The sequence below is a fragment of the Mycobacterium sp. 1165178.9 genome (assembly GCF_001673555.1).
Classification (GTDB): domain Bacteria; phylum Actinomycetota; class Actinomycetes; order Mycobacteriales; family Mycobacteriaceae; genus Mycobacterium.
This window is the reverse complement of record NZ_LZMB01000514.1, coordinates 15,402-42,029: the sequence shown is the minus strand read 5'-3', so window position 1 is coordinate 42,029 and position 26,628 is coordinate 15,402. Positions and strand designations below refer to the sequence as shown.

18 protein-coding genes are annotated in these 26,628 nt (G+C 67.7%); 13 read left to right on the top strand and 5 right to left on the bottom strand.

Annotated elements, in window-relative coordinates; all coding sequences use genetic code 11:
* Both A5652_RS21955 and A5652_RS21950 read left to right on the top strand, forming a co-directional pair.
* Positions 1-628 (top strand): 1-acyl-sn-glycerol-3-phosphate acyltransferase (locus A5652_RS21955; protein ID WP_067356690.1); only part of this gene is annotated, 628 nt, incomplete at its 5' end.
* A 34-nt stretch (positions 629-662) separates the two neighbouring features.
* A complete protein-coding gene (locus A5652_RS21950) occupies positions 663-1,478 on the top strand; it encodes a Cof-type HAD-IIB family hydrolase (RefSeq protein WP_067356680.1) in 816 nt (271 codons plus the stop codon).
* Positions 1,479-1,484: 6 nt separating this feature from the next.
* Here the strand turns inward: A5652_RS21950 and A5652_RS21945 are convergent, their stop codons facing one another.
* Together A5652_RS21945 and A5652_RS21940 are read right to left on the bottom strand one after the other, a co-directional pair.
* Entirely contained in the window at positions 1,485-3,155 is a 1,671-nt protein-coding gene (locus A5652_RS21945; protein ID WP_369805850.1) for an N-acetylmuramoyl-L-alanine amidase, read from the bottom strand.
* Between the two features lie 128 nt (positions 3,156-3,283).
* Complete coding sequence (locus A5652_RS21940) at positions 3,284-4,426, bottom strand: PirG (protein WP_197514054.1); 1,143 nt, start codon at positions 4,424-4,426, stop codon at positions 3,284-3,286.
* A gap of 252 nt (positions 4,427-4,678) precedes the next feature.
* Between A5652_RS21940 and glf the strand changes: the two genes are divergently transcribed.
* The 11 genes from glf (at position 4,679) to A5652_RS21885 (ending at position 24,015) form a co-directional block, all read left to right on the top strand.
* Positions 4,679-5,887, top strand: coding sequence for a UDP-galactopyranose mutase (gene glf / locus A5652_RS21935; RefSeq protein WP_067356667.1), 1,209 nt, complete (start codon positions 4,679-4,681; stop codon positions 5,885-5,887).
* Positions 5,888-7,798 (top strand): glycosyltransferase, encoded by a 1,911-nt coding sequence (locus A5652_RS21930; RefSeq protein WP_067356662.1) that lies wholly within the window; start codon positions 5,888-5,890, stop codon positions 7,796-7,798.
* Positions 7,791-8,333, top strand: a complete 543-nt coding sequence (locus A5652_RS21925) for a phosphatase PAP2 family protein (RefSeq protein WP_197514053.1) — start codon at positions 7,791-7,793, stop codon at positions 8,331-8,333. The genes A5652_RS21930 and A5652_RS21925 overlap by 8 nt, the downstream gene beginning before the upstream one ends.
* Positions 8,330-9,238 (top strand): decaprenyl-phosphate phosphoribosyltransferase, encoded by a 909-nt coding sequence (locus tag A5652_RS21920; RefSeq protein WP_067356658.1) that lies wholly within the window; start codon positions 8,330-8,332, stop codon positions 9,236-9,238. Before A5652_RS21925 ends, A5652_RS21920 begins: the two co-directional genes overlap by 4 nt.
* On the top strand, positions 9,225-11,198 hold the full coding sequence (gene aftB / locus A5652_RS21915; RefSeq protein WP_304441781.1) for a terminal beta-(1->2)-arabinofuranosyltransferase: 1,974 nt from the start codon (positions 9,225-9,227) through the stop codon (positions 11,196-11,198). Before A5652_RS21920 ends, aftB begins: the two co-directional genes overlap by 14 nt.
* A 391-nt stretch (positions 11,199-11,589) precedes the next feature.
* Positions 11,590-12,633 carry a diacylglycerol acyltransferase/mycolyltransferase Ag85A gene (gene ag85A / locus A5652_RS21910; protein WP_067356652.1) on the top strand — a complete coding sequence of 348 codons (1,044 nt, stop codon included), beginning with the start codon at positions 11,590-11,592 and terminating at the stop codon, positions 12,631-12,633.
* Positions 12,634-12,793: 160 nt separating this feature from the next.
* Positions 12,794-13,696 carry an esterase family protein gene (locus tag A5652_RS21905; protein ID WP_067356684.1) on the top strand — a complete coding sequence of 301 codons (903 nt, stop codon included), beginning with the start codon at positions 12,794-12,796 and terminating at the stop codon, positions 13,694-13,696.
* Between the two features lie 144 nt (positions 13,697-13,840).
* Positions 13,841-14,851, top strand: a complete 1,011-nt coding sequence (locus tag A5652_RS21900; protein ID WP_067356649.1) for a cutinase family protein — start codon at positions 13,841-13,843, stop codon at positions 14,849-14,851.
* Between the two features lie 326 nt (positions 14,852-15,177).
* On the top strand, positions 15,178-17,076 hold the full coding sequence (fadD32, locus tag A5652_RS21895) for a long-chain-fatty-acid--AMP ligase FadD32 (RefSeq protein WP_067356646.1): 1,899 nt from the start codon (positions 15,178-15,180) through the stop codon (positions 17,074-17,076).
* 13 nt (positions 17,077-17,089) lie between these two features.
* Positions 17,090-22,429 (top strand): polyketide synthase Pks13, encoded by a 5,340-nt coding sequence (gene pks13, locus A5652_RS21890; protein ID WP_067356643.1) that lies wholly within the window; start codon positions 17,090-17,092, stop codon positions 22,427-22,429.
* Positions 22,430-22,440: 11 nt separating this feature from the next.
* Positions 22,441-24,015 carry an acyl-CoA carboxylase subunit beta gene (locus A5652_RS21885; RefSeq protein WP_156745477.1) on the top strand — a complete coding sequence of 525 codons (1,575 nt, stop codon included), beginning with the start codon at positions 22,441-22,443 and terminating at the stop codon, positions 24,013-24,015.
* 10 nt (positions 24,016-24,025) lie between these two features.
* Here the strand turns inward: A5652_RS21885 and A5652_RS21880 are convergent, their stop codons facing one another.
* The 3 genes from A5652_RS21880 to A5652_RS21875 all read right to left on the bottom strand — a co-directional run bounded on the left by A5652_RS21880 (position 24,026) and on the right by A5652_RS21875 (position 26,615).
* Positions 24,026-25,801 carry an acyl-CoA dehydrogenase family protein gene (locus tag A5652_RS21880; RefSeq protein ID WP_067356634.1) on the bottom strand — a complete coding sequence of 592 codons (1,776 nt, stop codon included), beginning with the start codon at positions 25,799-25,801 and terminating at the stop codon, positions 24,026-24,028.
* Between the two features lie 41 nt (positions 25,802-25,842).
* Positions 25,843-25,983 (bottom strand): hypothetical protein, encoded by a 141-nt coding sequence (locus A5652_RS28180; protein WP_197514052.1) that lies wholly within the window; start codon positions 25,981-25,983, stop codon positions 25,843-25,845.
* Positions 25,984-26,099: 116 nt separating this feature from the next.
* Positions 26,100-26,615 carry a hypothetical protein gene (locus A5652_RS21875; RefSeq protein ID WP_067356630.1) on the bottom strand — a complete coding sequence of 172 codons (516 nt, stop codon included), beginning with the start codon at positions 26,613-26,615 and terminating at the stop codon, positions 26,100-26,102.
* Between the last annotated feature and the right edge of the window lie 13 nt (positions 26,616-26,628).

Genomic DNA, 26,628 nt, shown 5'->3' with positions numbered 1-26,628 from the left:
GCTGATGGCCGTCCGTGAGCGCCGGCGGCGCGCGTACTTCATGATCAAGGCGGAAATGGCCGACGTGAAGGCGGTCAACTACGTCATCAATCACGCTCGGCTGATCCCGGTGGATCGGAGGTCGGGACACGACGCGTTCGATGTGGCCGTGCAACGCATGCGCGAGGGCGAGCTGATCGGGATGCATCCCGAGGCCACCATCAGCCGCAGTTTCGAACTGCGGGAGTTCAAGACCGGGGCGGCGCGCATGGCGCTGGAAGCCCAGGTGCCGATCGTTCCGATCGTGGTGTGGGGCGCTCATCGCATCTGGCCGAAGGACCATCCCAAGAAGGTGTTTCGCAACAAAGTCCCGATCACCGTCGCGGCCGGGCCGCCATTGGCGCCGCGGGGCACGCCCGAGGAACTCAACCTGCTGTTGCGTTCGGCGATGAACGACCTGCTGTATTCGGTGCAGGAGGAATATCCGCACCCGAAGGACGAGTTCTGGGTACCGCGGCGACTGGGCGGCAGCGCGCCCACCCAGGAGGATTCCCGGGCCCTCCGGTTGTCCGAGTTGCAGGAGCGGATGCAGAGATACGGAACCGACGGCGTGACACGACCGGGTCAGACCCAGAGCGGGCTGCATTGAGCGGTCCGGTCAGCTGCCAACGCGGGCGGTGTCGATGACTCTGCCCGTGCTCATCGCTTGCGACGTCGACGGCACCCTGTTCGACGACGACGAGAAGATCTCCCCGCGCACCCGCGACGCCATCCGCGCCGCCGTAGCCGGCGGCGCGCAGTTCGTGCTGGCGACCGGCCGTCCGCCGCGCTGGATACGTCCCGTCGTCGACGCGCTGGGCTTCGCGCCGATCTCGGTGTGCGCCAACGGCGCCGTCATCTACGACGCCGAAACGGATCGGGTGATGTCCACGCGCACCCTGGGCGTCGATACCCTGGCCGAGTTGGCCGAGCTGGCGACCCGTGTCATCCCCGGCGCGGGGCTGGCCGTCGAGCGCATCGGCGAAAGTGCGCATGACACGGCGACACCCCAGTTCGTCAGCTCTCCCGGTTACGAGCATGCCTGGCTGAACCCGGACAATACCGAGGTGTCGATCCAGGATCTGCTCAGCGCCCCGGCGATCAAGCTGCTCATCCGCCGGTCCGGAGCCCGCAGCGACGACATGGCGGCCGAACTGGCCAAGCACGTCGTTGCCGAGGCCGACATCACCTACTCCACCAACAACGGTTTGATCGAGATCGTGCCGCCGGGGACCAGCAAAGCCACCGGCATCGCCGAGATCACCCGACCGCGCAAGATCGCTCCCGAGGAGGTGGTGGCGTTCGGCGACATGCCGAACGACCTGCCGATGCTGCGGTGGGCGGGACATGGCGTGGCGATGGGCAATGCGCACCCGGACGTGCAGGCTGCCGCCGACGAGATCACCACCGCCAACAATGACGACGGGGTGGGCCGGGTGCTGGAACGCTGGTGGCTCTAGCGACGGTTATGTCGGCGTCGGGTGCGACGGCAGCGAGAAGTGCTCGGCCGGTACCGTTGGGCCGCTTGGCGATTCGGTTGTCAGTGGAACCGTGATTCCGTCCACGACCTCGGTGACATCTCCGGTCAGCCGCTCATAGTTGAGCGTGCCGTGCTGGAAGTTCTGCGTAATCTGCAGCGGCTGTTGAATTTCCGCGCTGGTCGGCAATCCGAGCGGGCCGCGTTCGTAGCTCTGCGAGCCCCATGCGTCGTAAATGGCGCCGGTGACCGGCTGGGCGCCGGTCTCGGGTGACCAGTACATCGCGCCGCGGGCGAAGGTGACGAAGCGGGCATTGCCTTCGGCGTCGTCTTCCGGCGAGGTCGGCGCGCCCAGCACGCTGGTCATCCCGCCGATCGCTTGCCAGTGGTCATAGATCGCACCGCCCTGCAGCGCCTTGAGCAATTCTTCCGGCGGATCGTTGACATGCGATGCGATGTCACGCATTTCGTCCAGCAGCGCGTAGGCGGCGTTGCCCGGACAATCGGTATTGCCGACGTCGCGGTGGGTGAAGATGGTCGGCAGCGTTGCGATGGAGCCGGCCGGAAAGGTGGTGTAGTGGCTGCCGGCCGACTCCAGTTGCACCGTGCCCTTGGGGTCGACGCCATCCAGGCCCAGCCGCCAGCCGAGCAGCCGGCCCATCATTCTGAGCTGGATCGGCGTGGGGGGCACGTCGTCGAAGTTGCCGATCATCGCCACACCGAAGGTGTTGCGGTTGAATCCGCCGGTGTGGAAGGCCTCGACCGCCTTGGTGAGCCCGCCTGCGCTGCCCTCGAACACCTGGCCGTACTTGTCGACCAGTGCGTTGTAGGCGATGTCGCACCAGCCCAGCGTCTTGCTGTGATAGGTGTAGATGGCCTTGACGATCCCGGCTGATTCAAGCGGTGAGTAGTCATTGCTGCCCGCGGTGTGGTGGACGACCGCAGCGCGAATCCCGTTGTCGTACTGCGGGGTACCGCATCGCAGGGACTCGTCGGCGCCCCACTCGGCTCGGCTGATGATGGGCGGGGCCTGGCCGGGCATCAAGACTCCGGCTGGTGGTGTCCAACGTGTTTTGGCCGGCGCCTGTGGTGGGGAGATGAGGACGGCCGAGATGTTCTGCCCGAAGGGCTTTTCCCGGGATGCGGGTTTGTAGCCCAGATCGGCCTTCGCGCTCGGCGGCGCCGGCGGCGTTTGGGTCACCGTCGCGTCGAGCGGGCGGGTGACGGCGATCTGGACGGTCGTGGTGGTGCCGACGAACAGCGGATCGGTTCCACGAGGCCCTTCGGTCGCGCCGCCGGCGGCCGGCCCGGCCGGTTCTTCGGTGCCCGCCGGAGGCGCCGGATCGGGTGCCGCCGTTTCGTACTCGGTCTGGTACCAGGGGCCCCACGAACCGTCGGGGCGCTTCGCGCGCACGCGGGTAGACGTGCCGGCCAGGTCGCCGGTGAGGGCGACCAGAGAAAAGGGAGTGGCCTGACTGATTTCGCGAACCGTGACGCCCGGGCCCAGCCCGATCAGCGGTTGCTCCACGAGTTGGGTGCCGTGCGAAGCCGGCGGGCCGGCGGTACCGCGATCGCGGGTCGGGTCCGTCACCCACGAGACGAGGAGGACGGTCGCCGCCACGGCGGTGAGCAGCATCGTCGGCGCACGACTGCGAGGCACCAGGCGATGTTACGTGTGTTTCTGGTGTTATCTGTGAGACGACACGAGCCGCGGGATGGTGAATCTCCACAAAGTCGACGGCACCGCAGATCATCTGCGGTGCCGTCTTGTGGAGAGTTTGAAATGGATTAGACCGGGGGCAGTGCCGGTAGGGCACCGGCGGCCGCCGGCAGTGCACCGGCCGCACCCGCGGCGGCAGGGAGAGCACCAGCAGCGGCGCCCGGCAGGGCACCCGCGGCACCCGGCAGCGCGCCCGCCACACCCGGCAAGGCACCCGCAGCGCCCGGCAGGGCACCCGCCGCACCCGGCAGCGCACCCGCCACACCCGGCAAGGCACCCGCCGCACCCGGCAGGGCACCCGCGGCGCCCGGCAGGGCACTCGCGGCTCCGGCGCCGCCGTGCATGCCCTGCGTGATGGCCGGCATGACCAAGCCCTTGAGCAGGTCGATCGCCTGGCCGGCGCCCAGCTGGTTGGCGGCCTGCATCACGTCGTTGACCAGACCGCCACTGGCACCGCCACCGGTGCCGGAGCCAGCGCCCAGGCCGGTACCGCCGCCACCAATCGGCGAAGCGTTACCGAAGGTGGACGGGTCGCCCAGGATCGGGTAGGTGCCACCGGCGCCCGGATCCAACCCGGCCCCAGAGTCGATCGGCACCTCGCTCGGCGACATCGCCGGGGCACCCAGGCCCGGTGTGACCCCAGCCGGGCTGGTCAGCCCGGGGTTGGAGAGCGCGGGGTTGAGTCCGGCGCCCGGGGGCGCGGGGCCGCCACCAGGGGTGGTCGGCAACGCGCCGGGCGCGGTGAGCCCGGGCGTCATGGGCGCCGTGCCGGGGCTGGCCAAGCCGGGGCTAGCCAAGCCGGGGCTGGCCAAGCCGGGGCTAGCCAAGCCGGGGCTGGCCAAGCCGGGGCTGGCCAAGCCGGGGCTGGTCATTGCCGGATTGGTCAGACCCGTCGTCCCCAGGCCCGGGGTCCCGAGACCCGGAGTGCCCAGGCTGGGGCTGGCGAGACCCGGCGTGCCGGCAGCACCCCCGCTCAAGGCGGGCACCGGGGGCAGGTTGATCCCGAATTGCGACAAGCCCTGCGACAGCGCGCCCATCAGCTCACCGGGCAGATCGCTCATCACCGCGGCCTGCTTGAACGCGTGATGCTCGGGCGCCTTGTTGCCGGCGGTTGATTCGTAAACAAGGAAGTATGCGCAAGGACTCGCCACTGCCAGGGCGGCAACCGCGCTCATGGCTGTTGAGAGCTTGCGTCGGCGTCGGTTCGGCACGGAAGTCTCCTCAATCTGACTATGTGTTGTGTCGGCGCGTCCCACCGCTCCTATCCGGCGGAATCACACAAAGTCGATGGTACGAGTGGTGATGCTGTTACTAGAGTGGTGATATTGAATCGTGAGGCAATTGCGACCACGACTGTGATCGCGGATCCCAGGCGCCGCAACGATCGTCGTCATAGAGCCAATGCCGCTGCATGGCCTCGCCAAATGGGTTAGGGCCACTCGGTCGGATACCCTAAGCAACCGATGACCGCTCGTTTCGATCTTTTCGTCGTCGGCTCTGGATTCTTCGGACTGACCATTGCCGAGCGCGTGGCTACCCAACTCGGGAAGCGCGTCCTCGTCGTGGACCGCCGACCGCACATCGGTGGCAACGCCTACTCAGAAGCCGAGCCCCACACCGGCATCGAGGTGCACAAGTACGGTGCGCACCTGTTCCACACCTCAAACAAGCGGGTCTGGGACTACGTGCGGCAGTTCACCGACTTCACCGACTACCGCCACCGGGTCTTCGCGATGCACAACGGGCAGGCCTACCAGTTCCCGATGGGGCTGGGCCTGGTGTCGCAGTTCTTCGGCAAGTACTTCACCCCGGACGAAGCCCGCAAGCTCATCGCCGAGCAGGCCGCCGAGATCGATACCGCCGACGCGCAAAACCTCGAGGAGAAGGCGATCTCGCTGATCGGCCGACCGCTCTACGAGGCGTTCGTAAAGGGGTACACGGCCAAGCAGTGGCAGACCGACCCCAAGGAGCTGCCCGCCGCGAACATCACCCGGCTGCCGGTGCGCTACACCTTCGACAACCGCTACTTTTCCGACACCTACGAGGGCCTGCCCGTCGACGGCTACACCGCCTGGCTGCGCAACATGGCCGCCGACGACCGCATCGAGGTCAGGCTGGACACGGACTGGTTCGACGTGCGCGACGAACTCCGCGCGGACAGTCCCGACGCGCCGGTCGTCTACACCGGGCCGCTGGACCGTTACTTCGACTACGCCGAGGGGCGACTGGGCTGGCGCACCCTCGACTTCGAGGTGGAAGTGCTGCCTATCGGGGATTTCCAGGGCACGCCGGTGATGAACTACAACGACCCCGACGTGCCATACACCCGCATCCACGAATTCCGCCACTTCCACACCGAGCGCGACTATCCCGCCGACAAGACCGTGATCATGCGGGAGTATTCGCGCTTCGCCGAGGACGACGACGAGCCCTACTATCCGATCAACACCGAGGCCGACCGTGCCGTGTTGGCCGCGTATCGAGCCCGGGCCAAGTCCGAGACCGCGACGTCGAAGGTACTGTTCGGCGGCCGGCTGGGCACGTACCAATACCTGGATATGCACATGGCCATCGCCAGCGCGCTGAACATGTACGACAACGTCCTCGCGCCGCACCTGCGCGACGGCGCATCCCTGACCGAAGCCCAGAACAAAGAGGAAGGCGCGCGCTGAATGACTGCCGTGAGCCTGCTGTCCCGGATCATCCTGCCGCGTCCCGGCGAGCCGCTCGACGTGCGCAAGCTGTACCTGGAGGAGTCGACGACCAACGCCCGGCGCGCGCACGCCACCAGCCGTACCTCGCTGGAGATCGGCAAAGAGTCCGAGGTGTCGTTCGCCACCTACTTCAACGCGTTCCCGGCCAGTTACTGGCGGCGGTGGTCCATCTGTCAGTCGGTGGTGCTGCGGGTCGAGCTGACCGGAACGGGACGCGTCGACGTCTATCGGACCAAGGCCACCGGGGTGCGCATCTCGGTGGAAGGCCGCCAATTCGTCGGCACCGACGAGCAGCCGGCGATCGTCGAAATCGAGGTGGCGCTCAAGCCTTTCGAGGACGGTGGCTGGATCTGGTTCGACATCACCACCGACACCGCGGTCAACCTGATCAGCGGCGGCTGGTATGCCACCGAGCCCGCTCCGGGCATCGCCAACATCGCCGTCGGCATCCCCACATTCAACCGCCCCGCCGACTGCGTCAACGCGCTGGCCGATCTCACCGCAGATCCGTTGGTGGACCAGGTGATTGGTGCGGTCATCGTCCCGGACCAGGGGGTGCGCAAGGTGCGTGACCACCCGGACTTCGCGGCGGCGGCCGCGGGCCTGGGCAACCGGCTGTCCATCCACAACCAGCCGAACCTCGGCGGCTCCGGTGGCTACAGCCGGGTGATGTACGAGGCGCTGAAAAACACGGACTGTCAACAGATTCTGTTCATGGACGACGACATCCGCATCGAGCCGGACACGATCCTGCGGGTGCTGGCGCTCAACCGTTTCGCCAAGACGCCGACGCTGATCGGCGGGCAGATGCTGAACCTGCAGGAGCCGTCACACCTGCACATCATGGGGGAGGTCGTCAACCAATCGAACTTCATGTGGACCGCCGCGCCGCACGCCGAGTACGACCACGACTTCGCCAGATTTCCGTTGAACGACAAGAACGATCGCAGCGCACTGCTGCACCGTCGCATCGACGTCGACTTCAACGGCTGGTGGACGTGCATGATCCCGCGCCAGGTCGCCGAGGAACTGGGCCAGCCGCTGCCGTTGTTCATCAAATGGGACGACGCCGAGTACGGTCTGCGCGCCGGTGAGCACGGTTACCCCACCGTCACGCTGCCCGGCGCCGCGATCTGGCACATGGCCTGGAGCGACAAGGACGACGCCATCGACTGGCAGGCCTACTTCCACCTGCGCAACCGGTTGGTGGTGGCATCGTTGCACTGGGATGGCGACATCACGGGCCTGGTCCGCAGCCACCTCAAGGCGACACTGAAACACCTTGCCTGCCTTGAATATTCGACGGTCGCAATCCAGAACCGGGCCATCGATGACTTCCTCGCTGGGCCCGAACACATCTTCTCGATCCTGGAATCCGCGCTGCCCGAGGTGCATCGCCTGCGCAAGGAATACCCGGACGCCGTCGTGCTGCCGGCAGCCAGCGAACTCGCTTCGCCGCAGCACAAGACCAAGGCGATGAGGCCGCCGGTGAACCCGGTGTCGATCGGCTACCGGCTGGCCCGCGGAATCCTGCACAACATGACGAAGGCCGACCCGCAGTCCCGCACGCGGCCCGAGTTCAATGTGCCGACCCAGGATGCGCGCTGGTTCCGGCTGTGCACCGTCGACGGCGTGACGGTCACCACGGCCGACGGTTGCGGCGTTGTCTACCGCCAGCGGGACCGGCGAAAGATGTTCTCGCTGTTGTTCGCCTCGCTGCGCCGTCAGCGTCAACTGCTCAGCAGGTTCGACGAAATGCGCACGGTGTACCGCGGCGCGCTGCCCGTGTTGTCCAGCAAGCAGAAGTGGGAGACGGCGTTGTCCCCCGCAAGCGGGCGGAGCCCCCAGCCGGCTGCCGAACATGCATGAGGCCGCCGCCGCAGAGGCGCCGCGCGGCGAGGTGGCCGCGCTCGTCGCCGTCCAGGCCGCACTCAGCGATCGTCCCGGCGTGCTCCCCGTGGCGCGCGCACTGTCCCACTTCGGTGAGCACAGCATCGGCTGGGTGGGCGTCGCCGCGCTCGGCGCGGTGCTTTCACCGAGGCGGCGACGGGACTGGCTGGTGGCCGGGGCAGGGGCGTTCGTCGCACACGCCGCCGCCGTCATCGTCAAGCGGATCGTGCGCCGCTTGCGGCCGCACGATCCCGCCGTCGTGGTGAACGTCGGCACGCCGAGCCAACTGAGTTTCCCGTCCGCACACGCCACTTCGACCACCGCCGCGGCGATTCTGCTGGGCCGGACCACTGGTTTGCCGCTGCCCGCGGTCCTAGTGCCGCCGATGGCGTTGTCACGGATGCTGCTGGGCGTGCACTACCCCAGCGACGTGGCCTTCGGCATCGCCCTCGGTGCCGTTGTTGCGGCGATCGCGCGCCGCGCACAAGAGGTCGCAAGAGGTGGAGCCGAATGAGTGAGGACGTCGTGACCCGACCGCCGGGCAACCTGGTCACCGGGGTGATCAAGGCGATACGCCCCCGGCAGTGGGTGAAGAACGTGTTGGTGCTGGCCGCGCCGGTGGCCGGGCTGGGCAGTGGTATTCGGTATGACTACGCGCAGATGCTCACGCAGGTGGCGTTGGCGTTCGTGGTGTTCAGCCTGGCGGCGTCGTCGGTCTATCTGGTCAACGATGTGCGCGACGTCGAGGCCGACCGCGAGCACCCGACCAAAAGGTTCCGCCCGATCGCGGCGGGCATCGTCCCCGAGTGGCTGGCCTACTGCTTGGCGGTGCTGCTGGGCGCGGCTTCGCTGGGCATCGCATGGCTTGTGACGCCGAACCTGGCGCTGGTGATGGCCGTCTACCTCGCCATGCAGCTGGCCTATTGTTTCGGCCTCAAACATCAAGCCGTGCTTGACATTTGCATCGTGTCGTCGGCATATCTGCTGCGGGCCATCGCCGGCGGTGTGGCCACCGACATCCCGCTGTCGCAGTGGTTCCTGTTGTCGGCCGCATTCGCTTCGCTGTTCATGGTGGCCGGCAAGCGCTACGCCGAATTGCAGCTCGCGGAGCGCACCGGGGCGGCGATACGCAAGTCGCTGGAGAGCTACACCAGCACCTATCTGCGCTTCGTCTGGACGCTGTCGGCCACCGCGGTGGTGATCTGCTACGGCCTGTGGGCGTTCGAACGCGACCGCCACTCGGGGTCTTGGTTCGCGGTGTCCATGGTCCCGTTCACCATCGCGATCCTGCGCTACGCAGTCGACGTGGACGGTGGGCTGGCCGGCGAACCCGAAGACATCGCGCTGCGTGACAGGGTGCTGCAGCTGCTGTTTTTGGCGTGGATCGCAACAGTCGGAGCCGCCGTTGCCTTCGGTTAGCCCCGAACTGCAGGCTCTCAAAGCGCGGATGATGCGCAGCCGGCCGGTGATCAGGCGGCCCGGCTGGCCGGTGTTTCCGTACACCACCATGGTGCGGGTCAGCCTGTGGATCAGCGTGGCATTGGTCGCCGTGCTGTTCGGCTGGGGAAGTTGGCAGCGTCGGTGGATCGCCGACGACGGCCTCATCGTGCTGCGCACGGTGCGTAATCTGCTCGCGGGCAACGGACCGGTGTTCAACCAGGGTGAGCGGGTGGAGGCCAACACCTCCACCGCCTGGACCTACCTGATGTATGTCGGCAGCTGGGTCGGCGGCCCGCTGCGCATGGAGTACGTGGCCCTCGCGCTCGCGCTGGTGCTGTCGATCGTGGGTGTGGCGCTGCTGATGCTGGGCGCCGCGCGGCTGTACGCGCCGAGCTTGCGGGCCCGCAAGGCCATCATGTTGCCCGCCGGCGCGCTGGTGTACATCGCGCTGCCTCCGGCGCGGGACTTCGCCACGTCCGGTCTGGAGAGCGGTTTGGCGCTGACCTATCTCGGGCTGTTGTGGTGGATGATGGTCTGCTGGGCGCAGCCGGTGCGTAACCGCGCGGATAACAAGGTGTTCGCCGGCCTGCTCGCGTTCGTTGCCGGCTTCAGCGTGCTGGTCCGGCCGGAACTGGCGCTCATGGGCGGCCTGGCGCTGATCATGATGCTCGTCGCCGCCCGGACCTGGCGCCGCCGGGTGCTGATCGTGGTGGCCGGCGGTTTCGTGCCGGTCGCTTACGAGATCTTCCGGATGGGCTATTACGGCCTGCTGGTGCCCGGCACCGCCCTGGCCAAAGACGCGGCCGGGGACAAGTGGTCGCAAGGCATGATCTACCTCTCCAATTTCGACGCGCCGTACGCGGTGTGGATTCCTTTGGTGCTCCTCGTACCGCTGGGCGTGCTGCTGTTCGCAGCCCGCCGGCGGCCGTCGTTCCTGCGCCCCGCGCTGGCGCCCGACTACGGGCGGGTGGCCCGTGCTGTGCACAGCCCGCCCGCGGTGGTGGCGTGGGTGGTGGTCAGCGGTCTGGTGCAGGCCCTCTACTGGATCCGCCAAGGCGGCGACTTCATGCACGCCCGGGTGCTGCTGGCCCCGCTGTTCTGTCTGCTGGCTCCGGTCGCGGTCGTACCGATCGCCATCCCGGACGGCCAGGACTACTCGCGGGAGACCGGTAACTGGGTTGCCGGCGCCGCCGGCGCGCTGTGGCTGGGACTGGCCGGATGGTCGCTGTGGGCGGCGAATTCACCCGGAATGGGCGACGATGCCACCCACGTCACCTACTCCGGGATCGTCGACGAACGCCGGTTCTACTCCCAGGCCACCGGCAACGCGCACCCGCTGACCGCGGCGGACTACCTGGGCTATCCGCGGATGGCGGCCATCCTGACCGCCCTCAACAACACCCCCGAAGGCGCGCTGCTGTTGCCGTCGGGCAACTACATCCAGTGGGACCTGGTTCCGCAGGCCCAGGCCCCACCCGGCGACAAGTCCGCACAAAAACCCCAGCATGCAGTGTTTTTCACCAACCTAGGCATGGTCGGCATGAACGTCGGGCTCGATGTCAGGGTGATCGATCAGATCGGCTTGGCGAATCCGCTTGCGCAACACACCGAACGGCTCAAGCACGGCCGCATCGGGCACGACAAGAACCTCTTTCCCGACTGGGTGATCGCCGACGGCCCTTGGGTGAAATTGCCTCCGGGGATTCCGGGCTACCTGGACCAACAGTGGGTCGCAGAGGCAGTCTCGGCGCTGCAATGCCCGGAGACAAAGGCGGTGCTCAGCTCGGTGCGCGCACCGATGACCCCGCACCGCTTCCTGTCCAACCTGGTGAATTCCTTCCGGTTCACCAAGTACCGGATTGACCGGGTGCCGCGCTACGAACTGGCCCGGTGCGGGCTACCGGTACCCGAAGAGGCGCCGCCCCCACCTCGCGAGTAAGCGTCGCGCAGAAGAAATTTCGGCAAACGCCGAACAGATCACAGCGCGCCGGCCGCGAAAGAATGGCAGCAACATCACATTTGGCCTCTCACCAGCTGGCAACGGCAATCAAGCACATGTGAGAACACCGCCTTTTAGACACATGTTCGAATTGAAAACCGCTGGGTGGGAGGGCCGCTCGACGGTTGGTGCCCGTGCCTCGATGCGACCGAATGGCACAACGTGTGGTTGACTACACGGGCACTCCTGCGCTTAGCGCGGCGACGATGCGGGCCGAAAGGGCCCGAGCAGGAGCCGTGCCTTCGGGTTAGTGCAGGCAGTTCGACCAATCAAGACAGTGACCGATCGGTGAAATGCGCCGAAAGGCCGCAAGAAGGATGAGGAAGCAAGGATGACGCTTGTCGACAGATTGCGCGGCGCCGTGGCGGATATGCCGCGCCGGCTCGTCGTGGCGGCCGCGGGTGCGGCGCTACTCTCGGGCCTGATTGGCGCCGTCGGAGGCTCGGCGACCGCCGGGGCCTTCTCCCGCCCGGGTCTGCCGGTGGAATACCTACAGGTTCCGTCCGCCGCAATGGGCCGCGACATCAAGGTTCAGTTCCAGAGCGGTGGCGCCAACTCGCCGGCGTTGTACCTGCTCGACGGTATGCGCGCGCAGGACGACTTCAATGGTTGGGACATCAACACCCCGGTGTTCGAGTGGTACCTGCAGTCCGGCATTTCGGTTGCCCTGCCGGTCGGTGGCCAGTCCAGCTTCTACTCCGACTGGTACAAGCCCGCCTGCGGTAAGGCCGGCTGCACCACCTACAAGTGGGAGACCTTCCTGACCAGCGAGCTGCCCCAGTACCTCTCGTCGCAGAAGCAGGTGAAGCCGACCGGCAGCGCCGTGGTCGGTCTGTCGATGGCCGGTTCGTCGGCGCTGATCCTGGCCGCCTACCACCCGCAGCAGTTCGTTTACGCCGGCTCGCTGTCGGCGCTGCTGGACCCGTCGCAGGGGATGGGCCCGTCGCTGATCGGCCTCGCCATGGGTGACGCCGGTGGCTACAAGACGGCCGACATGTGGGGTCCCAAGGAGGACCCGGCCTGGGCCCGCAACGACCCGTCGCTTCAGGTCGGCAAGCTGGTCGCCAACAACACCCGCATCTGGGTGTACTGCGGTAACGGCAAGCCCTCGGACCTGGGTGGGGACAACCTGCCCGCGAAGTTCCTCGAGGGGTTCGTGCGGACCAGCAACCTGAAGTTCCAGGACGCCTACAACGGCGCCGGTGGCCACAACGCGGTGTGGAACTTCGACGCCAACGGCACCCACGACTGGCCCTACTGGGGCGCGCAGGTGCACGCGATGCTGCCTGACCTGCAGTCGACGCTGGGCGCTACCCCGGGTGCGGGTCCGGCCACGGCCGCTACCACCAACGCCGGTAACGGCCAGGGCACCTAAACACGCCAAGCAGCACGACCAGCGGCGGAAACCCTGAGGGTTTCCGCCGCTAGTCGTTTGCGGCGTATGTGACTTGTTTCACTACCCGGCGCGCGGGGGAACTACGGCCCTGGCTAATGTGCTTTCAGCGACTACACGATGGAGGGTGGACATGACGGTCGTGCGGGGTATGTCGGCGCTTTTCCGGGTGTTCTGCGTTGCCGTGTTGGCCGTCGGGTTGGCCTTCGCGCTACAGACCGCGGCAACCGTCGGCAAAGCCAGGGCGGCGGGCTACGAAAGCCTGATGGTTCCGTCGGCGGCGATGGGCCGCGACATTCCGGTGGCCTTCATGGCCGGGGGCCCGCACGCGGTCTACCTGCTGGACGCCTTCAACGCGGCCCCGGACGTGAGCAACTGGGTCACCGCCGGTAACGCGATGAACACGCTCGGCGGCAAGGGCATCTCGGTGGTGGCCCCGGCCGGCGGCGCGTGGAGCATGTACACCAACTGGGAGCAGGACGGCAGCAAGCAGTGGGACACCTTCCTGTCCAGCGAGCTGCCTGATTGGCTGGCGGCCAACAAGGGCCTGGCGCCTGGCGGCCACGCCGCCGTCGGTGCCTCGCAGGGCGGGTATGGCGCGATGGCGCTGGCCGCCTTCCATCCCGACCGCTTCGGCTTCGCCGGATCGCTGTCCGGGTTCCTCTACCCGTCGAGCACCAACTACAACGGCGCGATCCTGGCCGGCCTGCAGCAGTTCGGCGGCATCGACGGCAACGGCATGTGGGGAGCCCCGCAGCTGGGCCGGTGGAAGTGGCACGACCCCTACGTGCACGCCTCGCTGCTGGCGCAGAACAACACCCGAGTCTGGGTCTACAGCCCGACGAACATGGGCGGCGACGACGCCGCGATGATCGGCCAGGCCGGCGCGGCGATGGGCAGTTCGCGGGAGTTCTATCAGCAGTACCGGAGCAACGGCGGCCACAACGGCCACTTCGACTTCCCCGGCGGCGGTGACAACGGCTGGGGTTCGTGGTCGGGTCAGCTCGGCGCGATGTCGGGCGAGATCGTCGGCGCCATTCGCTAGCGGCGATCGCGAGCCGCTGCCCAGCCCGCTCTGGCGGGTCGCGCCCGGCTGGCCCACCCGGCCGAACCGGTACCGTGTAGGGGGTGCAGCAGGGGTCGGGAGGACCGCGTAGCTGCGATCCACCGACACTGCTGGCAGGAGAACATGGCTACAAGCGCGCGGCGTAAGCGGCAACGCACCCTCGCCTGGATCGCCGCACTGTCGGTCGCTGCCGTCGTCCTGCTGGGCATCTGGGCCGCGGTGACCTTGCTGCGCGGGCACTCCTCGGAGCCCAGCGCGGTCCCGCCCGGGGTCCTGCCCCCGACGTCGACCACGACGCATCCGCACAAGCCGCGACCCGCGTCTCAGGACGCTTCCTGCCCAGACGTGCTGTTGGTCAACGTTCCCGGCACGTGGGAGTCCTCGGTGCAGGACGACCCCGCCAGCCCTGTCCAATTCCCCATGGCACTGCTGCACAAGGCGACCGCGACCCTCACCCAGCAGTTCCCGTCGTCGCGGGTGCAGGCTTACACCACCCCCTACACCGCGCAGTTTCACAATCCGCTGAGTGGGGACACGCAGATGTCCTACAACGCCAGCCGGGCCGAAGGCACCCGCGCGACTGTGCAGGCGATCACCGACATGAACGCCAAATGCCCGTTGACCAGCTACGTGCTGATGGGGTTTTCGCAGGGCGCCGTGATCATGGGCGACATCGCCAGCGATATCGGCAACGGGCGCGGACCCGTCGACGACGACCTGGTGTTGGGTGTGACGTTGATCGCTGACGGCCGTCGCCAGATCGGGGTCGGCAACGACATTGGGCCCAACCCGCCGGGGCAGGGCGCTGAGATCACGTTGCACGAGGTGCCCATCCTGTCCGGAATGGGCCTCACGATGACCGGTGAGCGGCCGGGCGGTTTCGGCGACCTCAACGGCAAGACCAACGAAATCTGCGCGCCGGGCGACCTGATCTGCGCCGCTCCTGAGGAGGCGTTCAGCATCGCGAACCTGCCCACGACGCTGAACACCTTGGCCGGCGGGGCCGGTCAGCCGGTCCACGCGCTGTACGCAACGACGCAGTGCTGGAGCATCGACGGGGCTCCGGCGACCGACTGGACGCTCAACTGGGCTCACGGTCTGATTGCAAATGCGCCACAACCCAAACACGGATGATCGGCGCGGCGGGACACAAGCATCAGGTGGCGGTTGCCGATGTCGATCAGCGGTACCTTGTGATTTGGTCTGCCGTGGGCAGCCCCGTAACATTAAGAGGAATTTAAGAGCTATCGGACCTTTGTAGCGCACCCGTTCGGGGTGGATGCTGGCTTGGGCTGGCAATCACCGGCGTCCCCAACCGGGTGCCGTGCGAGGTCTGGCGCGTGTGATTAGACATGTAGCGGTCGGTACAGCCGGCGGAAGAACGAAGCCGTCGGCGGGAGCCGGCCTAAAAACAAAGCGTCGGCAGAGCCGACCGAAAACAGGTGCGACAGGAGAGCGGCATGGTGTACCACAACCCGTTCATCGTGAATGGAAAGATCAAGTTCCCCGACAACACGAACTTGGTCAAGCACGTTGAGAAGTGGGCGAAGGTTCGCGGCGACAAGCTTGCCTACCGGTTCCTGGATTTCTCCACCGAGCGAGACGGTGTCGCCTGCGACATCTCCTGGTCGGAGTTCAGCGCCCGCAACCGCGCCGTGGGCGCCCGGCTGCAGCAGGTCACCCACCCCGACGACCGCATCGCCATCCTGTGCCCGCAGAACCTGGACTACCTCGTGGCACTCTTCGGCGCGCTGTACGCCGGCCGGATCGCGGTGCCGCTGTTCGACCCCAGCGAGCCGGGCCACGTCGGGCGCCTGCATGCCGTGCTCGACGACTGCACCCCGTCGACGATCCTGACCACCACCGAGGCAGCCGAGGGCGTCCGCAAGTTCATCCGCGCCCGTTCGGCCAAGGAGCGCCCCCGCGTCATCGCCGTCGACGCGGTCCCCAACGAAGTCGCGTCGACCTGGGAGCCGCCGGAGGCCACCGAGAACACGATCGCCTACCTGCAGTACACCTCCGGCTCCACCCGCACCCCGACCGGCGTGGCGATCACGCACCTCAACCTGCCCACCAACGTGCTGCAGGTGCTCAACGGCCTGGAAGGCAAGGAGGCCGACCGCGGCCTGTCCTGGCTGCCGTTCTTCCATGACATGGGGTTGATCACAGCCCTGCTGTCACCGGTGATCGGCCACAACTTCACCTTCATGACCCCGGCCGCCTTCGTGCGCCGGCCCGGCCGGTGGATCCGCGAGATGGCGCGTAAGCCCGAGGACGCCCCGGACTGCGAAGTCATTACCGTGGCGCCGAACTTCGCGTTCGAGCACGCCGCGGTCCGCGGGGTGCCCAAGGAGGGCGATCCGCCGCTGGACCTGAGCAACGTCAAGGCGATCCTCAACGGCAGCGAGCCGGTGTCCCCGGCGTCGATGCGCAAGTTCTACGAGGCGTTCTCGCCCTACGGTCTGCGGGAGACCGCGATCAAGCCGTCCTACGGCCTGGCCGAGGCGACGCTGTTCGTCTCCACGACGCCGATGGACGAGGCCCCCACGGTCATCCACGTCGACCGTGACGAGCTGAACAAGCAGCGCTTCGTCGAGGTGCCCGCCGATTCGCCGAAGGCCGTTCCGCAGGTGTCGGCCGGCGTCATCGGTGTCGACGAGTGGGCCGTCATCGTCGACCCGGAGACGGCCAGCGAGCTGCCCGACGGTCAGATCGGCGAGATCTGGCTGCACGGGAACAACCTGGGCATCGGCTACTGGGGAAAGGAAGAAGAGACCAACGACGTCTTCCGCAACATCCTCAAGTCGCGGATCAGCCAGTCGCACGCCGAGGGGGCCCCCGACGACGGCATGTGGGTCAAGACCGGCGACTACGGCACCTACCACAAGGGCCACCTCTACATCGCGGGCCGCATCAAGGACCTCGTCATCATCGACGGCCGCAACCACTACCCGCAGGACCTCGAATATTCGGCGCAGGAGGCCAGCAAGGCGCTGCGCACCGGTTACGTCGCCGCCTTCTCGGTGCCGGCCAACCAACTGCCGAAGGAAGTGTTCGACAACCCGCACGCCGGCATCAAGTACGACCCCGACGACGGCTCCGAGCAGCTGGTGATCGTCGCCGAGCGCGCGGCCGGCTCGCACAAGATGGACTACCAGCCCATCGCCGACGACATCCGGGCCGCGATCGCCGTGCGCCACGGTGTGACCGTGCGCGACCTGTTGCTGGTGCAGTCGGGAACGATTCCGCGCACCTCCAGCGGCAAGATCGGGCACCGCGCCTGCCGCGCGGCCTATCTCGACGGCAGTCTGCGAAGCGGCGTCGGTTCCCCGACGGCCTTCGCCAGCTCCACTGACTGAATCTCTAAGGACCATGGCTGACACTGAGCACCCCGAAAACCAGACCCCGGGCCCTGACGGGGAGGTGCCCGCCAAAAAGACCGACATGACCGTCCCCGAGATGCGCGAATGGCTGCGCAACTGGGTGGGTCGCGCCGTCGGTAAATCACCCGACGAGATCGATGAGTCGGTGCCGATGGTCGAGCTGGGCCTGGCCTCGCGGGACGCCGTGGCGATGGCCGCCGACATCGAGGACATGACTGGTGTGACCCTGTCGGTCGCGGTCGCGTTCCAGCACCCGACCATCGAATCGCTGGCCACCCGCATCATCGAGGGCGAGCCCGAGGTCGCCGACGACGAACTCGACGGCGCCGACTGGACGCGCACCGGCCCGGCCGAGCGCGTCGACATCGCGATCGTGGGCCTTTCGACCCGGCTGCCCGGCGACATGAACTCCCCGGACGAGACCTGGGCGGCGCTGATGGAGGGCCGCGACGCGATCACCGATCTGCCCGAGGGCCGCTGGTCGGAATTCCTCGAGGAGCCGCGCATCGCCCAGCGCGTCGGCACGGCCCGCACCCGGGGCGGCTACCTGAAGGACATCAAGGGCTTCGACTCCGAGTTCTTCGCGGTCGCCAAGACCGAGGCCGACAACATCGACCCACAGCAGCGGATGGCGCTGGAGCTCACCTGGGAGGCGCTCGAGCACGCCCGCATCCCGGCGTCGAGCCTGCGCGGTGAGGCCGTCGGCGTGTATGTCGGCTTCTCCAACAACGACTACCAGTTCCTGGCAGTGTCGGACCCCACGGTCGCACACCCGTACGCGATCACCGGGACGGCGAGCTCGATCATCGCCAACCGGGTGTCCTACTTCTACGACTTCCGCGGACCGTCGGTGGCGCTGGACACCGCGTGCTCGAGCTCGCTGGTGGCCACGCATCAGGCGGTGCAGGCGCTGCGCAACGGCGAGTGCGACGTGGCGGTCGCCGGCGGCGTCAACGCGCTCCTCACCCCGTTGGTGACGCTCGGTTTCGACGAGATCGGCGCGGTGCTGGCCCCCGACGGCCGGATCAAGTCGTTCTCCTCCGACGCCGACGGCTACACCCGCTCCGAGGGCGGCGGCATGTTCGTGCTCAAGCGGGTCGACGACGCCCGCCGCGACGGCGACCAGATCCTGGCCGTCATCGCCGGCAGCGCCGTCAACCACGACGGCCGGTCCAACGGGCTTATCGCCCCCAACCAGGACGCCCAGGCCGAGGTGTTGCGCCGGGCGTACAAGGACGCGGGGATCGACCCGCGCGCGGTCGACTACATCGAGGCGCACGGCACCGGCACCGTCCTGGGCGACCCGATCGAGGCCGAGGCACTGGGTCGCATCGTCGGTCGGGGCCGCCCCGCGGACCGTCCCGCGCTGCTGGGCGCGGTGAAAACCAATGTGGGACACCTGGAGTCGGCCGCCGGCGCGGCGAGCCTGGCCAAGGTGGTGCTTGCGCTGCAGCACGACAAGCTGCCGCCGTCGATCAACTTCGCCGGCCCCAGCCCCTACATCGACTTCGACCGCATGCGTCTGAAAGTCGTTGACAGCGCTAGCGATTGGCCACGCTACGGCGGCTACGCCCTGGCCGGCGTGTCCAGCTTCGGCTTCGGTGGGGCCAACGCCCATCTGGTGGTGCGCGAGGTGCTGCCCCGCGACGTCATCGAACGCGAAGCCGAGCCACAGCCCGTCGCCGCGGCTCGGGCCGCCGACGCGGCCGAGGCGCCCACGATGGAAAGCCACTCGCTGCGGTTCGACGACTTCGGCAACATCATCCCCGACCCCTCCGAGGTGGAGGAGGAAGAATACGACCTCCCCGGTGTGACCGACGAGGCGCTGCGCCTCAAAGCGATCGCGTTGGAAGAGCTTGCCGCACAAGAGGAGTCGGAGCCGACCAAGCCGCTGATTCCGCTCGCGGTGTCGGCGTTTTTGACGTCGCGCAAGAAGGTGGCGGCCGCCGAGCTCGCGGACTGGATGGAGAGCCCGGAGGGGCAGGCGTCGTCGCTGGAATCCATCGGCCGGTCGCTGTCGCGGCGCAACCACGGCCGTTCGCGTGCGGTTGTCCTGGCCCACGACCATGAAGAGGCCATCAAGGGCCTGCGCGCGGTCGCCGAGGGGAAGCAACGACCAGGAGTGTTCAGCACCGACGGGCCGGTGACCAGCGGTCCGGTGTGGGCGATGGCCGGTTTCGGTGCGCAGCACCGCAAGATGGGCAAGAGCCTGTACCTGCGCAACGAGGTCTTCGCAGAGTGGATCGAGAAGGTCGACGCGCTGATCCAGGACGAGCGCGGTTACTCGGTGCTCGAGATGATCCTCGACGACTCGGTGGACTACGGCATCGAAACCAGCAACGTCGTCATCTTCGCGATCCAGATCGCTCTGGGCGAGCTGCTCAAGCACCACGGCGCCAAACCCGCTGCGGTGGTGGGCCAGTCGCTCGGCGAGCCCGCGTCGGCGTACTTCGCCGGCGGCCTGTCGCTGGCGGACGCGGCCCGCGTGATCGCGTCGCGCTCGCACCTGATGGGCGAAGGCGAATCGATGCTGTTCGGCGAGTACATCCGGTTCATGGCGCTCGTCGAGTACTCCGCCGACGAGCTCAAGACGGTGTTCGGCGACTTCCCCGGCCTGGAGGTGTGCGTCTACGCCGCGCCGAGCCAGACCGTGATCGGTGGCCCGCCGGACCAGATCGACGCGATCGTCGCCCGCGCGGAGGCCGAGGGCCGCTTCGCCCGCAAGCTGCAGACCAAGGGCGCGGGCCACACCTCGCAGATGGACCCGCTGCTCGGGGAGTTCTCCGCCGAGCTGCAGGGGATTCACCCGCTGAGCCCGAGCGTCGGGATCTTCTCGACGGTGCACGAGGGCACCTACATCAAGCCCGGCGGCGAGCCCGTCCACGATGTCGCCTACTGGGTCAAGGGGATGCGGCATTCGGTCTACTTCACCCATGGCGTGCGCAACGCCGTCGACAGCGGCCACACCACGTTCCTGGAGCTCGCACCCAACCCGGTGGCGCTGATGCAGATCGGCCTGACCACCGCCGCCGCGGGACTGCATGACGCGCAACTGATTCCGACGCTGGCCCGCAAGCAGGATGACGTCGAGTCGATGATCTCGGCCATGGCCCAGCTCTACGTCCACGGCCACGACCTGGACATCCGCACCTTGTTCACCCGCGCGCAAGGCCCCGAGGACTACGCGAACATCCCGCCGACCCGGTTCAAGCGCAAAGAGCACTGGCTCGACGTGCACTTCTCCGGCGACGGCTCGGTGATCATGCCGGGCACGCACGTCGCGTTGCCGGACGGCCGCCACGTCTGGGAGTACGCGCCGCGCAACGGCGAGACGGACCTGGCCGCGTTGGTGAGATCCGCTGCGACACAGGTGCTTTCGGACGCCCAGCTGGTGGCTTCCGAGCAACGCGCGGTGCCCGGCGCCGGCGCGCGGCTGGTGACGACGATGACCCGCCACCCCGGTGGCGCCTCGGTCCAGGTGCACGCCCGCATCGACGAGTCCTTCACCCTGGTCTACGACGCCCTGGTGTCGCGGGCCGGTCAGAGTGTGGCCGCACTGCCGACCGCAGTGGGCGCCGGAGCGACCATCGCCGCCCCGGCCACGACCGCCCCGGTCGAGGCTCCCGCGGCGCCGGCCGAGGAGCCCGACGCCGAGACGCTGTCAGACAGCCTGACCAACCGCTACCTGCCGTCCAGCGTGGGCCGATGGACACCGGATTCCGGTGAGACCATCGGCGAGCGGCTGGGCCTGATCGTCTCGGCGGCCATGGGTTACGAGCCCGAGGACCTGCCGTGGGAGGTGCCGCTGATCGAGCTGGGCCTGGACTCGCTGATGGCCGTGCGGATCAAGAACCGTGTCGAATACGACTTCGACATGCCGCCCATCCAGTTGACGGCCGTGCGTGACGCCAACCTCTACGCCGTCGAGAAGCTGATCGAGTACGCGGTCGAACACCGCGACGAGGTCGCGCAGCTGCACGAGCATCAGAAGACGCTGACGCCCGAGGAGATCGCCAGGGAGCAGGCCCAACTGCTCAGCGGGGCGACGCCGACAACGGCCGCCGCACCCGCACCGGATCCGCAGGCGGAGCCCGAGACCCAGCCGGCCCCGCCTTCCGACGCCGCCATCCCGCCGCCGCCGACGGATCCGTCCGGCCCGAAGGGCGCGGCGACCAACGGCGCGAAGCCGGATCTCGCCGGAGCGCTCAGCCAGGAGGCAGTGGCCAAGGCGCTGAATTCCGATGTGCCGCCACGTGACGCCGCCGAGCGGGTCACCTTCGCCACGTGGGCGATCGTCACTGGCAAGTCGCCGGGCGGCATCTTCAATCCGCTGCCCAAGCTCGACGAGGACACCGCGGCCAAGATGGCGCAGCGGCTCTCGGAGCGCGCCGAGGGCACCATCACCGCCGAGGATGTCCAGACGTCGGACACCATCGAGGCGCTGGCCGAAAAGGTCCGTCAGTACCTGGAGGCCGGTCAGATCGACGGCTTCGTCCGCACCCTGCGGGCTCCCCAGAGCGAGTCGCAGATCCCCGTGTTCGTGTTCCACCCCGCCGGCGGTTCGACCGTGGTCTACGAGCCGCTGCTGAAGAGGTTGCCGGCGGACACGCCGATGTATGGGTTCGAGCGCGTGGAGGGCACCGTCCAGGAACGGGCCGCCCAGTATGTGCCGAAGCTGTTGGAGATGAACGGGGGCAAGCCGTTCATCCTGGCCGGGTGGTCGCTCGGCGGGGCGCTGGCGTACGCCTGCGCGATCGGGCTGAAGCGGGCGGGCGCCGACGTGCGCTTCGTCGGGATGATCGACACGGTGCGCGCCGGCGAGGAGATCCCGCAGACGCAGGAGGAGACCCGCAAGCGCTGGGACCGGTATGCGAAGTTCGCCGAACGCACCTTCAACGTCGAGATTCCCGCGATCCCCTACGAGCAGCTCGAAGAGCTCGACGACGAGGGGCAGGTCAAGTTCGTGCTGGACATCGTCCAGCAGAGCGGCGTGCAGATCCCGGGCGGCATCGTCGAGCACCAGCGGACGTCCTACCTGGACAACCGGGCACTCGAGACCGTCCAGATCGAGCCGTACGACGGCCACGTGACCCTGTACATGGCCGATCGCTACCACGACGACGTCATCCAGTTCGAGCCGCGATATGCGGTTCGCCAGCCCGACGGCGGCTGGGGCGAGTACGTGGCCGACCTCGAGGTCGTCCCGATCGGTGGCGAGCACATCCAGGCCATCGACGAACCGATCATCGGCAAGGTCGGTGCTCACCTCGCCGACGTGCTGAATAAGGTGGAGGCCGAAACCAGTCAGACGAGTGAGGTGGGCAAGTAGTGACGGAGACCGTGCCAGCTCCGGGGGAAGCTCCCATTCAGCACACCACCGCCGAGAAGCTGGCCGAGCTCCGAGCTCGCCTGGAACTGGCCAAAGAGCCCGGCGGTGAGAAGGCCGCCGCCAAGCGCGACAAGAAGGGCATCCCGAGCGCCCGCGCGCGGGTGCACGCTCTGGTCGACCCGGGCACCTTCCTGGAAGTCGGGGCCCTGGCCAAAACCCCCAACGACCCGAACGCGCTCTACGGTGACGGCTGCATCACCGGCCACGCCATGATCGACGGCCGTCCGGTCGGGGTGTTCTCCCACGACCAGACGGTGTTTCAGGGCACCGTCGGCGAGATGTTCGGCCGCAAGGTCGCGCGTCTGATGGAGTGGTGCGCGATGGTCGGCTGCCCGATCATCGGCATCCAGGACTCCGGCGGCGCCCGCATCCAGGACGCGGTCACCTCGCTGGCGTGGTATGCCGAGCTGGGCCGCCGCCACGAGGCGCTGTCCGGGCTGGTGCCTCAGATCTCCCTCATTTTCGGCAAATGCGCTGGGGGAGCGGTGTATTCGCCGATCCAGGACGACCTGCTGGTCTCCGTGCGCGATCAGGGCTACTTCTTCGTCACCGGCCCTGACGTGATCCGGGAAGTCACCGGCGAGGACGTCACCCTCGACGAGCTCGGTGGCTCGGATGCGCAGGCCCGCTACGGCAACATCCACCAGGTGGTGAACTCCGAGGCCGAGGCGTTCCAGTACGTTCGTGACTTCCTGTCGTTCCTGCCGTCGAGCGCCGTCAGCGAGCCGCCGATCGTCAACCCGGGCCTGGAGCCGGAGACGACACCGACCGATCTGGAGCTCGACACGATCGTGCCCGACTCGGACAACATGGCCTACGACATGCACGAGATCCTGTTGAGGATCTTCGACGACGGCGACTTCCTCGAGGTCGCCGCGCAACACGGGCCGGCCATCATCACCGGGTACGCCCGGGTCGACGGACACCCGGTTGGCGTGATCGCCAACCAGCCCATGCACCTGTCGGGGTCGATCGACAACGAGGCGTCCGACAAGGCGGCGCGCTTCATCCGGTTCTGCGACGCGTTCAACATCCCGTTGGTCTTCGTGGTGGACACCCCGGGCTTCCTGCCGGGCGCCGAGCAGGAGAAGAACGGCATCATCAAGCGCGGCGGCCGGTTCCTGTACTCGGTCGTCGAAGCCGACGTGCCGAAGGTGACGATCACCGTCCGCAAGTCCTACGGCGGCGCCTACGCCGTCATGGGGTCGCGGCAGCTGACCGCCGACTTCAACTTCGCCTGGCCGACCGCACGCATCGCGGTGATCGGCGCCGAGGGGGCCGCGCAGCTGCTGATGAAGCGGTTCCCCGACCCGACCACGCCCGAGGCGCAGCAGATCAAGAAGGACTTCATCGAGGGCTACAACCTCAACATGGCGATCCCGTGGACCGCCGCCGAGCGCGGCTTCATCGATGCGGTCATCGACCCGCACCAGACCAGGCTGCTGCTGCGCAAGTCGATGAAACTGCTGCGGGAGAAGCAGCTGTGGTTCCGCACGGCACGTAAGCACGGCCTCATCCCGATCTAAGGGGCCGCGCCTACAGCTCGAACGCGCCGTCCACCAGTTCGTCGAAGCGCTCCAGCGCCTCGTCGGAGTCGGAGTCGATCCCGCGCATTGCTCCACGATCGGCGAGATAGCGCTGGGTGTGGAGCCGCGCGACGAGCGCTTTGCGCTCACCACCGCGGGCGGCGCGCTCCCAGGCTGCCTGCTCGATGAGCAACGCACCGGCATAGACGTCACCCATGAATTGGGCCAGCGGAAACAGCCGCGCCTCGGCCAGCTGTCTGTCGAGTTTGGTCCACGCGGTGATCGCCGCGTCGAGGTCCTCGATCCGGCCGGCGACCAGCCGGGTGGCTTCGCCGTCGTCGGCGACCGACACCGCATCGCGCAGCCGGGCCAACAGCGTCTCGTGCGCGCGGGTCTGCTCGATGCCGCGCCGCACATCCAGACACAGAATGTTGTCCGGCCCCTCCCAGATGGTGTTCACCTGCGCGTCGCGCAGTAGCCGCGCCACCGGCCACGTCTCGATATAGCCGTTGCCGCCGTGGATTTCGATCGCGTCCGACGCCGCGGTGATCCCCAGCCGGCACACCTTGAGCTTGGTGACGGGCACGGCGATCCGTTGTCGCATGCCGCGCGGCTGACGATGGTTGGTGGCGCCGGTGCCGTCGAACACCAACGCCTGTGCCGCCTCGACGTCGACGATCATCTCGGCGAGTTTGCGCCGCATCAGCGGCTTGTCGATGAGCGCGCCGCCGAACGCTCGGCGTTGCCGGGCGTAACACAGCGATTCGACCAGGGCGCGGCGCGCATTGCCGAGCCCGAACAAGGCGATGCCAAGGCGCGCGGCGTTGGTCAGTTCCATCATGCGCCCCAGCCCTTTGCCGTCGGACGGACCCGCAGCGGCGTCGGTGGGCTCACCGGACAGCAAAAACGCTTCGGCGTCGACGAATTCGACCTCACCCGAGGCCACCGATCGGGTGCCCAGCTTGTCCTTCAGCCGCCGGACCCGGACCCCGTTCCGCGAGCCGTCGCGGCGGGCGCGCAGCACCAGGAAGTTGGCGACTCCTCGCGAAGTGTCCGGTGCGCCTTCGGGTTTCGCCATGACGACGAAGGCCTCCCCGGCGCAGTTGGACGCGAACCACTTGAAGCCGTTCAGCAACCACGCGTCACCTTGCCGGGTCGCGGTAGTTTCCAGCGCGCCCAAGTCGGAGCCACCGGTGCGTTCGGTCAGCAGCTGCGCCGTCTCGCCGGCCCACTCGCCCGAGGCGAATTTGGCCAGCACGTGTTCGGCCACATCGGGTGGCGCGTAGGCGGCCACCAGCGACTGGACCATGCCGCCGCCGGTGCCCAACGCGCAACCCATCCCGATATCGGCTTGGTTGAGCAGGTAATTCGACGCGAACATGGGCAGCGACGAGCTGATCTTCGCCTCGCGCGCCTCGGTTCGCAGCGCCTGCTGGGCATCCAGAACCGCCCGCTTGGACTGCGTGAAGGAGGCCGGCATCACCACCTCGCTGATGTCGTGACCCCACCGGTCGTAGCGCCGCAGCTGCGGTGGGTTGCGATCTGTTTCTTCGGCCCACCGCGCCACCGGGCCGCCCATCAGTTCACCGATGCGGGTCAAGTGGCGCTCGGCCAGCTCCAATTCCTCGGGCTCGAGGTAGTAGGCCATGGTGAACCGCAGCGTGGGATCGGTGAGGTACCAATTGAGCCCGACGGCTCCGCGGTAGTTCTCCGTCGCGTAGCGCTGGGATTTCTCGTCGGTGGAAAACGGCAGCCGGTCCACCGCCTCGACGGCGTAGTCGCTCATGGATCATGACGCTACGCGCCGAGCGTGGCGGTCACGGCGAGTCAGCCGCCCAGGGCGGTGAGAAAGATCAGCCGGAAATTGCCGACCTGGAGCACGTCGCCGTTGCTCAGCACCGCGGAGTCGACGGGGGCTTCACCCGGCGCGATGGGTTGCTGTCTTGTCTCCTCGTATGACGCCGACACCGCTTCCTCTCACCCCGTTGCTTCCGACATCGCAGCATTTGCCGTAAGCGTCAAGATAGGGACCGAAGTCCCTGTTTCGTCGGGCACGGTTGTGCCGACGAGTGTGCAGACCGTGGTTACGCCCGCACCGGCACCAGGAACTCAGAGGTATAGAACTCGCCCGGGTTCTGTGAGTTTGCATTCGGCCGCTCGATAATCACCCACACACCGGTCGTGCCCGGTCGAAGGGCGTCGGTAACGGTGGCCGTTCCGTTTCCCGCGCCGTCGAGATCCATACCGGTAAATGCGGTTCCCGGGTCCCCGGGCCCACAGGTCGACGAGGACGGGCGGGGTTCTTCGATGAGGCCGACGTCGTAATGCATGCCCGGCTCGGGGCCGTCGACCAGATGCACCTCGGCTACGGCCCGGCCACCGCCGGTGCGGATGACGGCCGAGCCGGTGCCGAGCATCGGGCCCGGCACCTTGGGGGCGATGGCGACCTTGCTGAAATCGCAACGCCGCAGGTAATTATCGAAAACGACGGTCGTGCCGCCGCCCTCGGCGGCGGCCGTCCCGATGGTCAAACTCAAGGGCGGGGCGACCAGCAGCGCGACTGCGGCCGTACAGGTTCCCAGGCGTGTCAGCGTGTGCATAGGGGCACCCTTT

Bases quoted from the DNA above. Each gene is read 5' to 3' on its own strand.
- A5652_RS21920 (WP_067356658.1), top strand. From the start codon at position 8,330: ATGAGTGAGGACGTCGTGACCCGACCGCCGGGCAACCTGGTCACCGGG.
- glf (WP_067356667.1), top strand. From the start codon at position 4,679: ATGACCGCTCGTTTCGATCTTTTCGTCGTCGGCTCTGGATTCTTCGGA.
- pks13 (WP_067356643.1), top strand. From the start codon at position 17,090: ATGGCTGACACTGAGCACCCCGAAAACCAGACCCCGGGCCCTGACGGG.
- A5652_RS21875 (WP_067356630.1), bottom strand. From the start codon at position 26,615: ATGCACACGCTGACACGCCTGGGAACCTGTACGGCCGCAGTCGCGCTG.
- fadD32 (WP_067356646.1), top strand. From the start codon at position 15,178: ATGGTGTACCACAACCCGTTCATCGTGAATGGAAAGATCAAGTTCCCC.
- ag85A (WP_067356652.1), top strand. From the start codon at position 11,590: ATGACGCTTGTCGACAGATTGCGCGGCGCCGTGGCGGATATGCCGCGC.
- A5652_RS21880 (WP_067356634.1), bottom strand. From the start codon at position 25,801: ATGAGCGACTACGCCGTCGAGGCGGTGGACCGGCTGCCGTTTTCCACC.
- A5652_RS21950 (WP_067356680.1), top strand. From the start codon at position 663: ATGACTCTGCCCGTGCTCATCGCTTGCGACGTCGACGGCACCCTGTTC.
- A5652_RS21900 (WP_067356649.1), top strand. From the start codon at position 13,841: ATGGCTACAAGCGCGCGGCGTAAGCGGCAACGCACCCTCGCCTGGATC.
- A5652_RS21930 (WP_067356662.1), top strand. From the start codon at position 5,888: ATGACTGCCGTGAGCCTGCTGTCCCGGATCATCCTGCCGCGTCCCGGC.
- A5652_RS21925 (WP_197514053.1), top strand. From the start codon at position 7,791: ATGCATGAGGCCGCCGCCGCAGAGGCGCCGCGCGGCGAGGTGGCCGCG.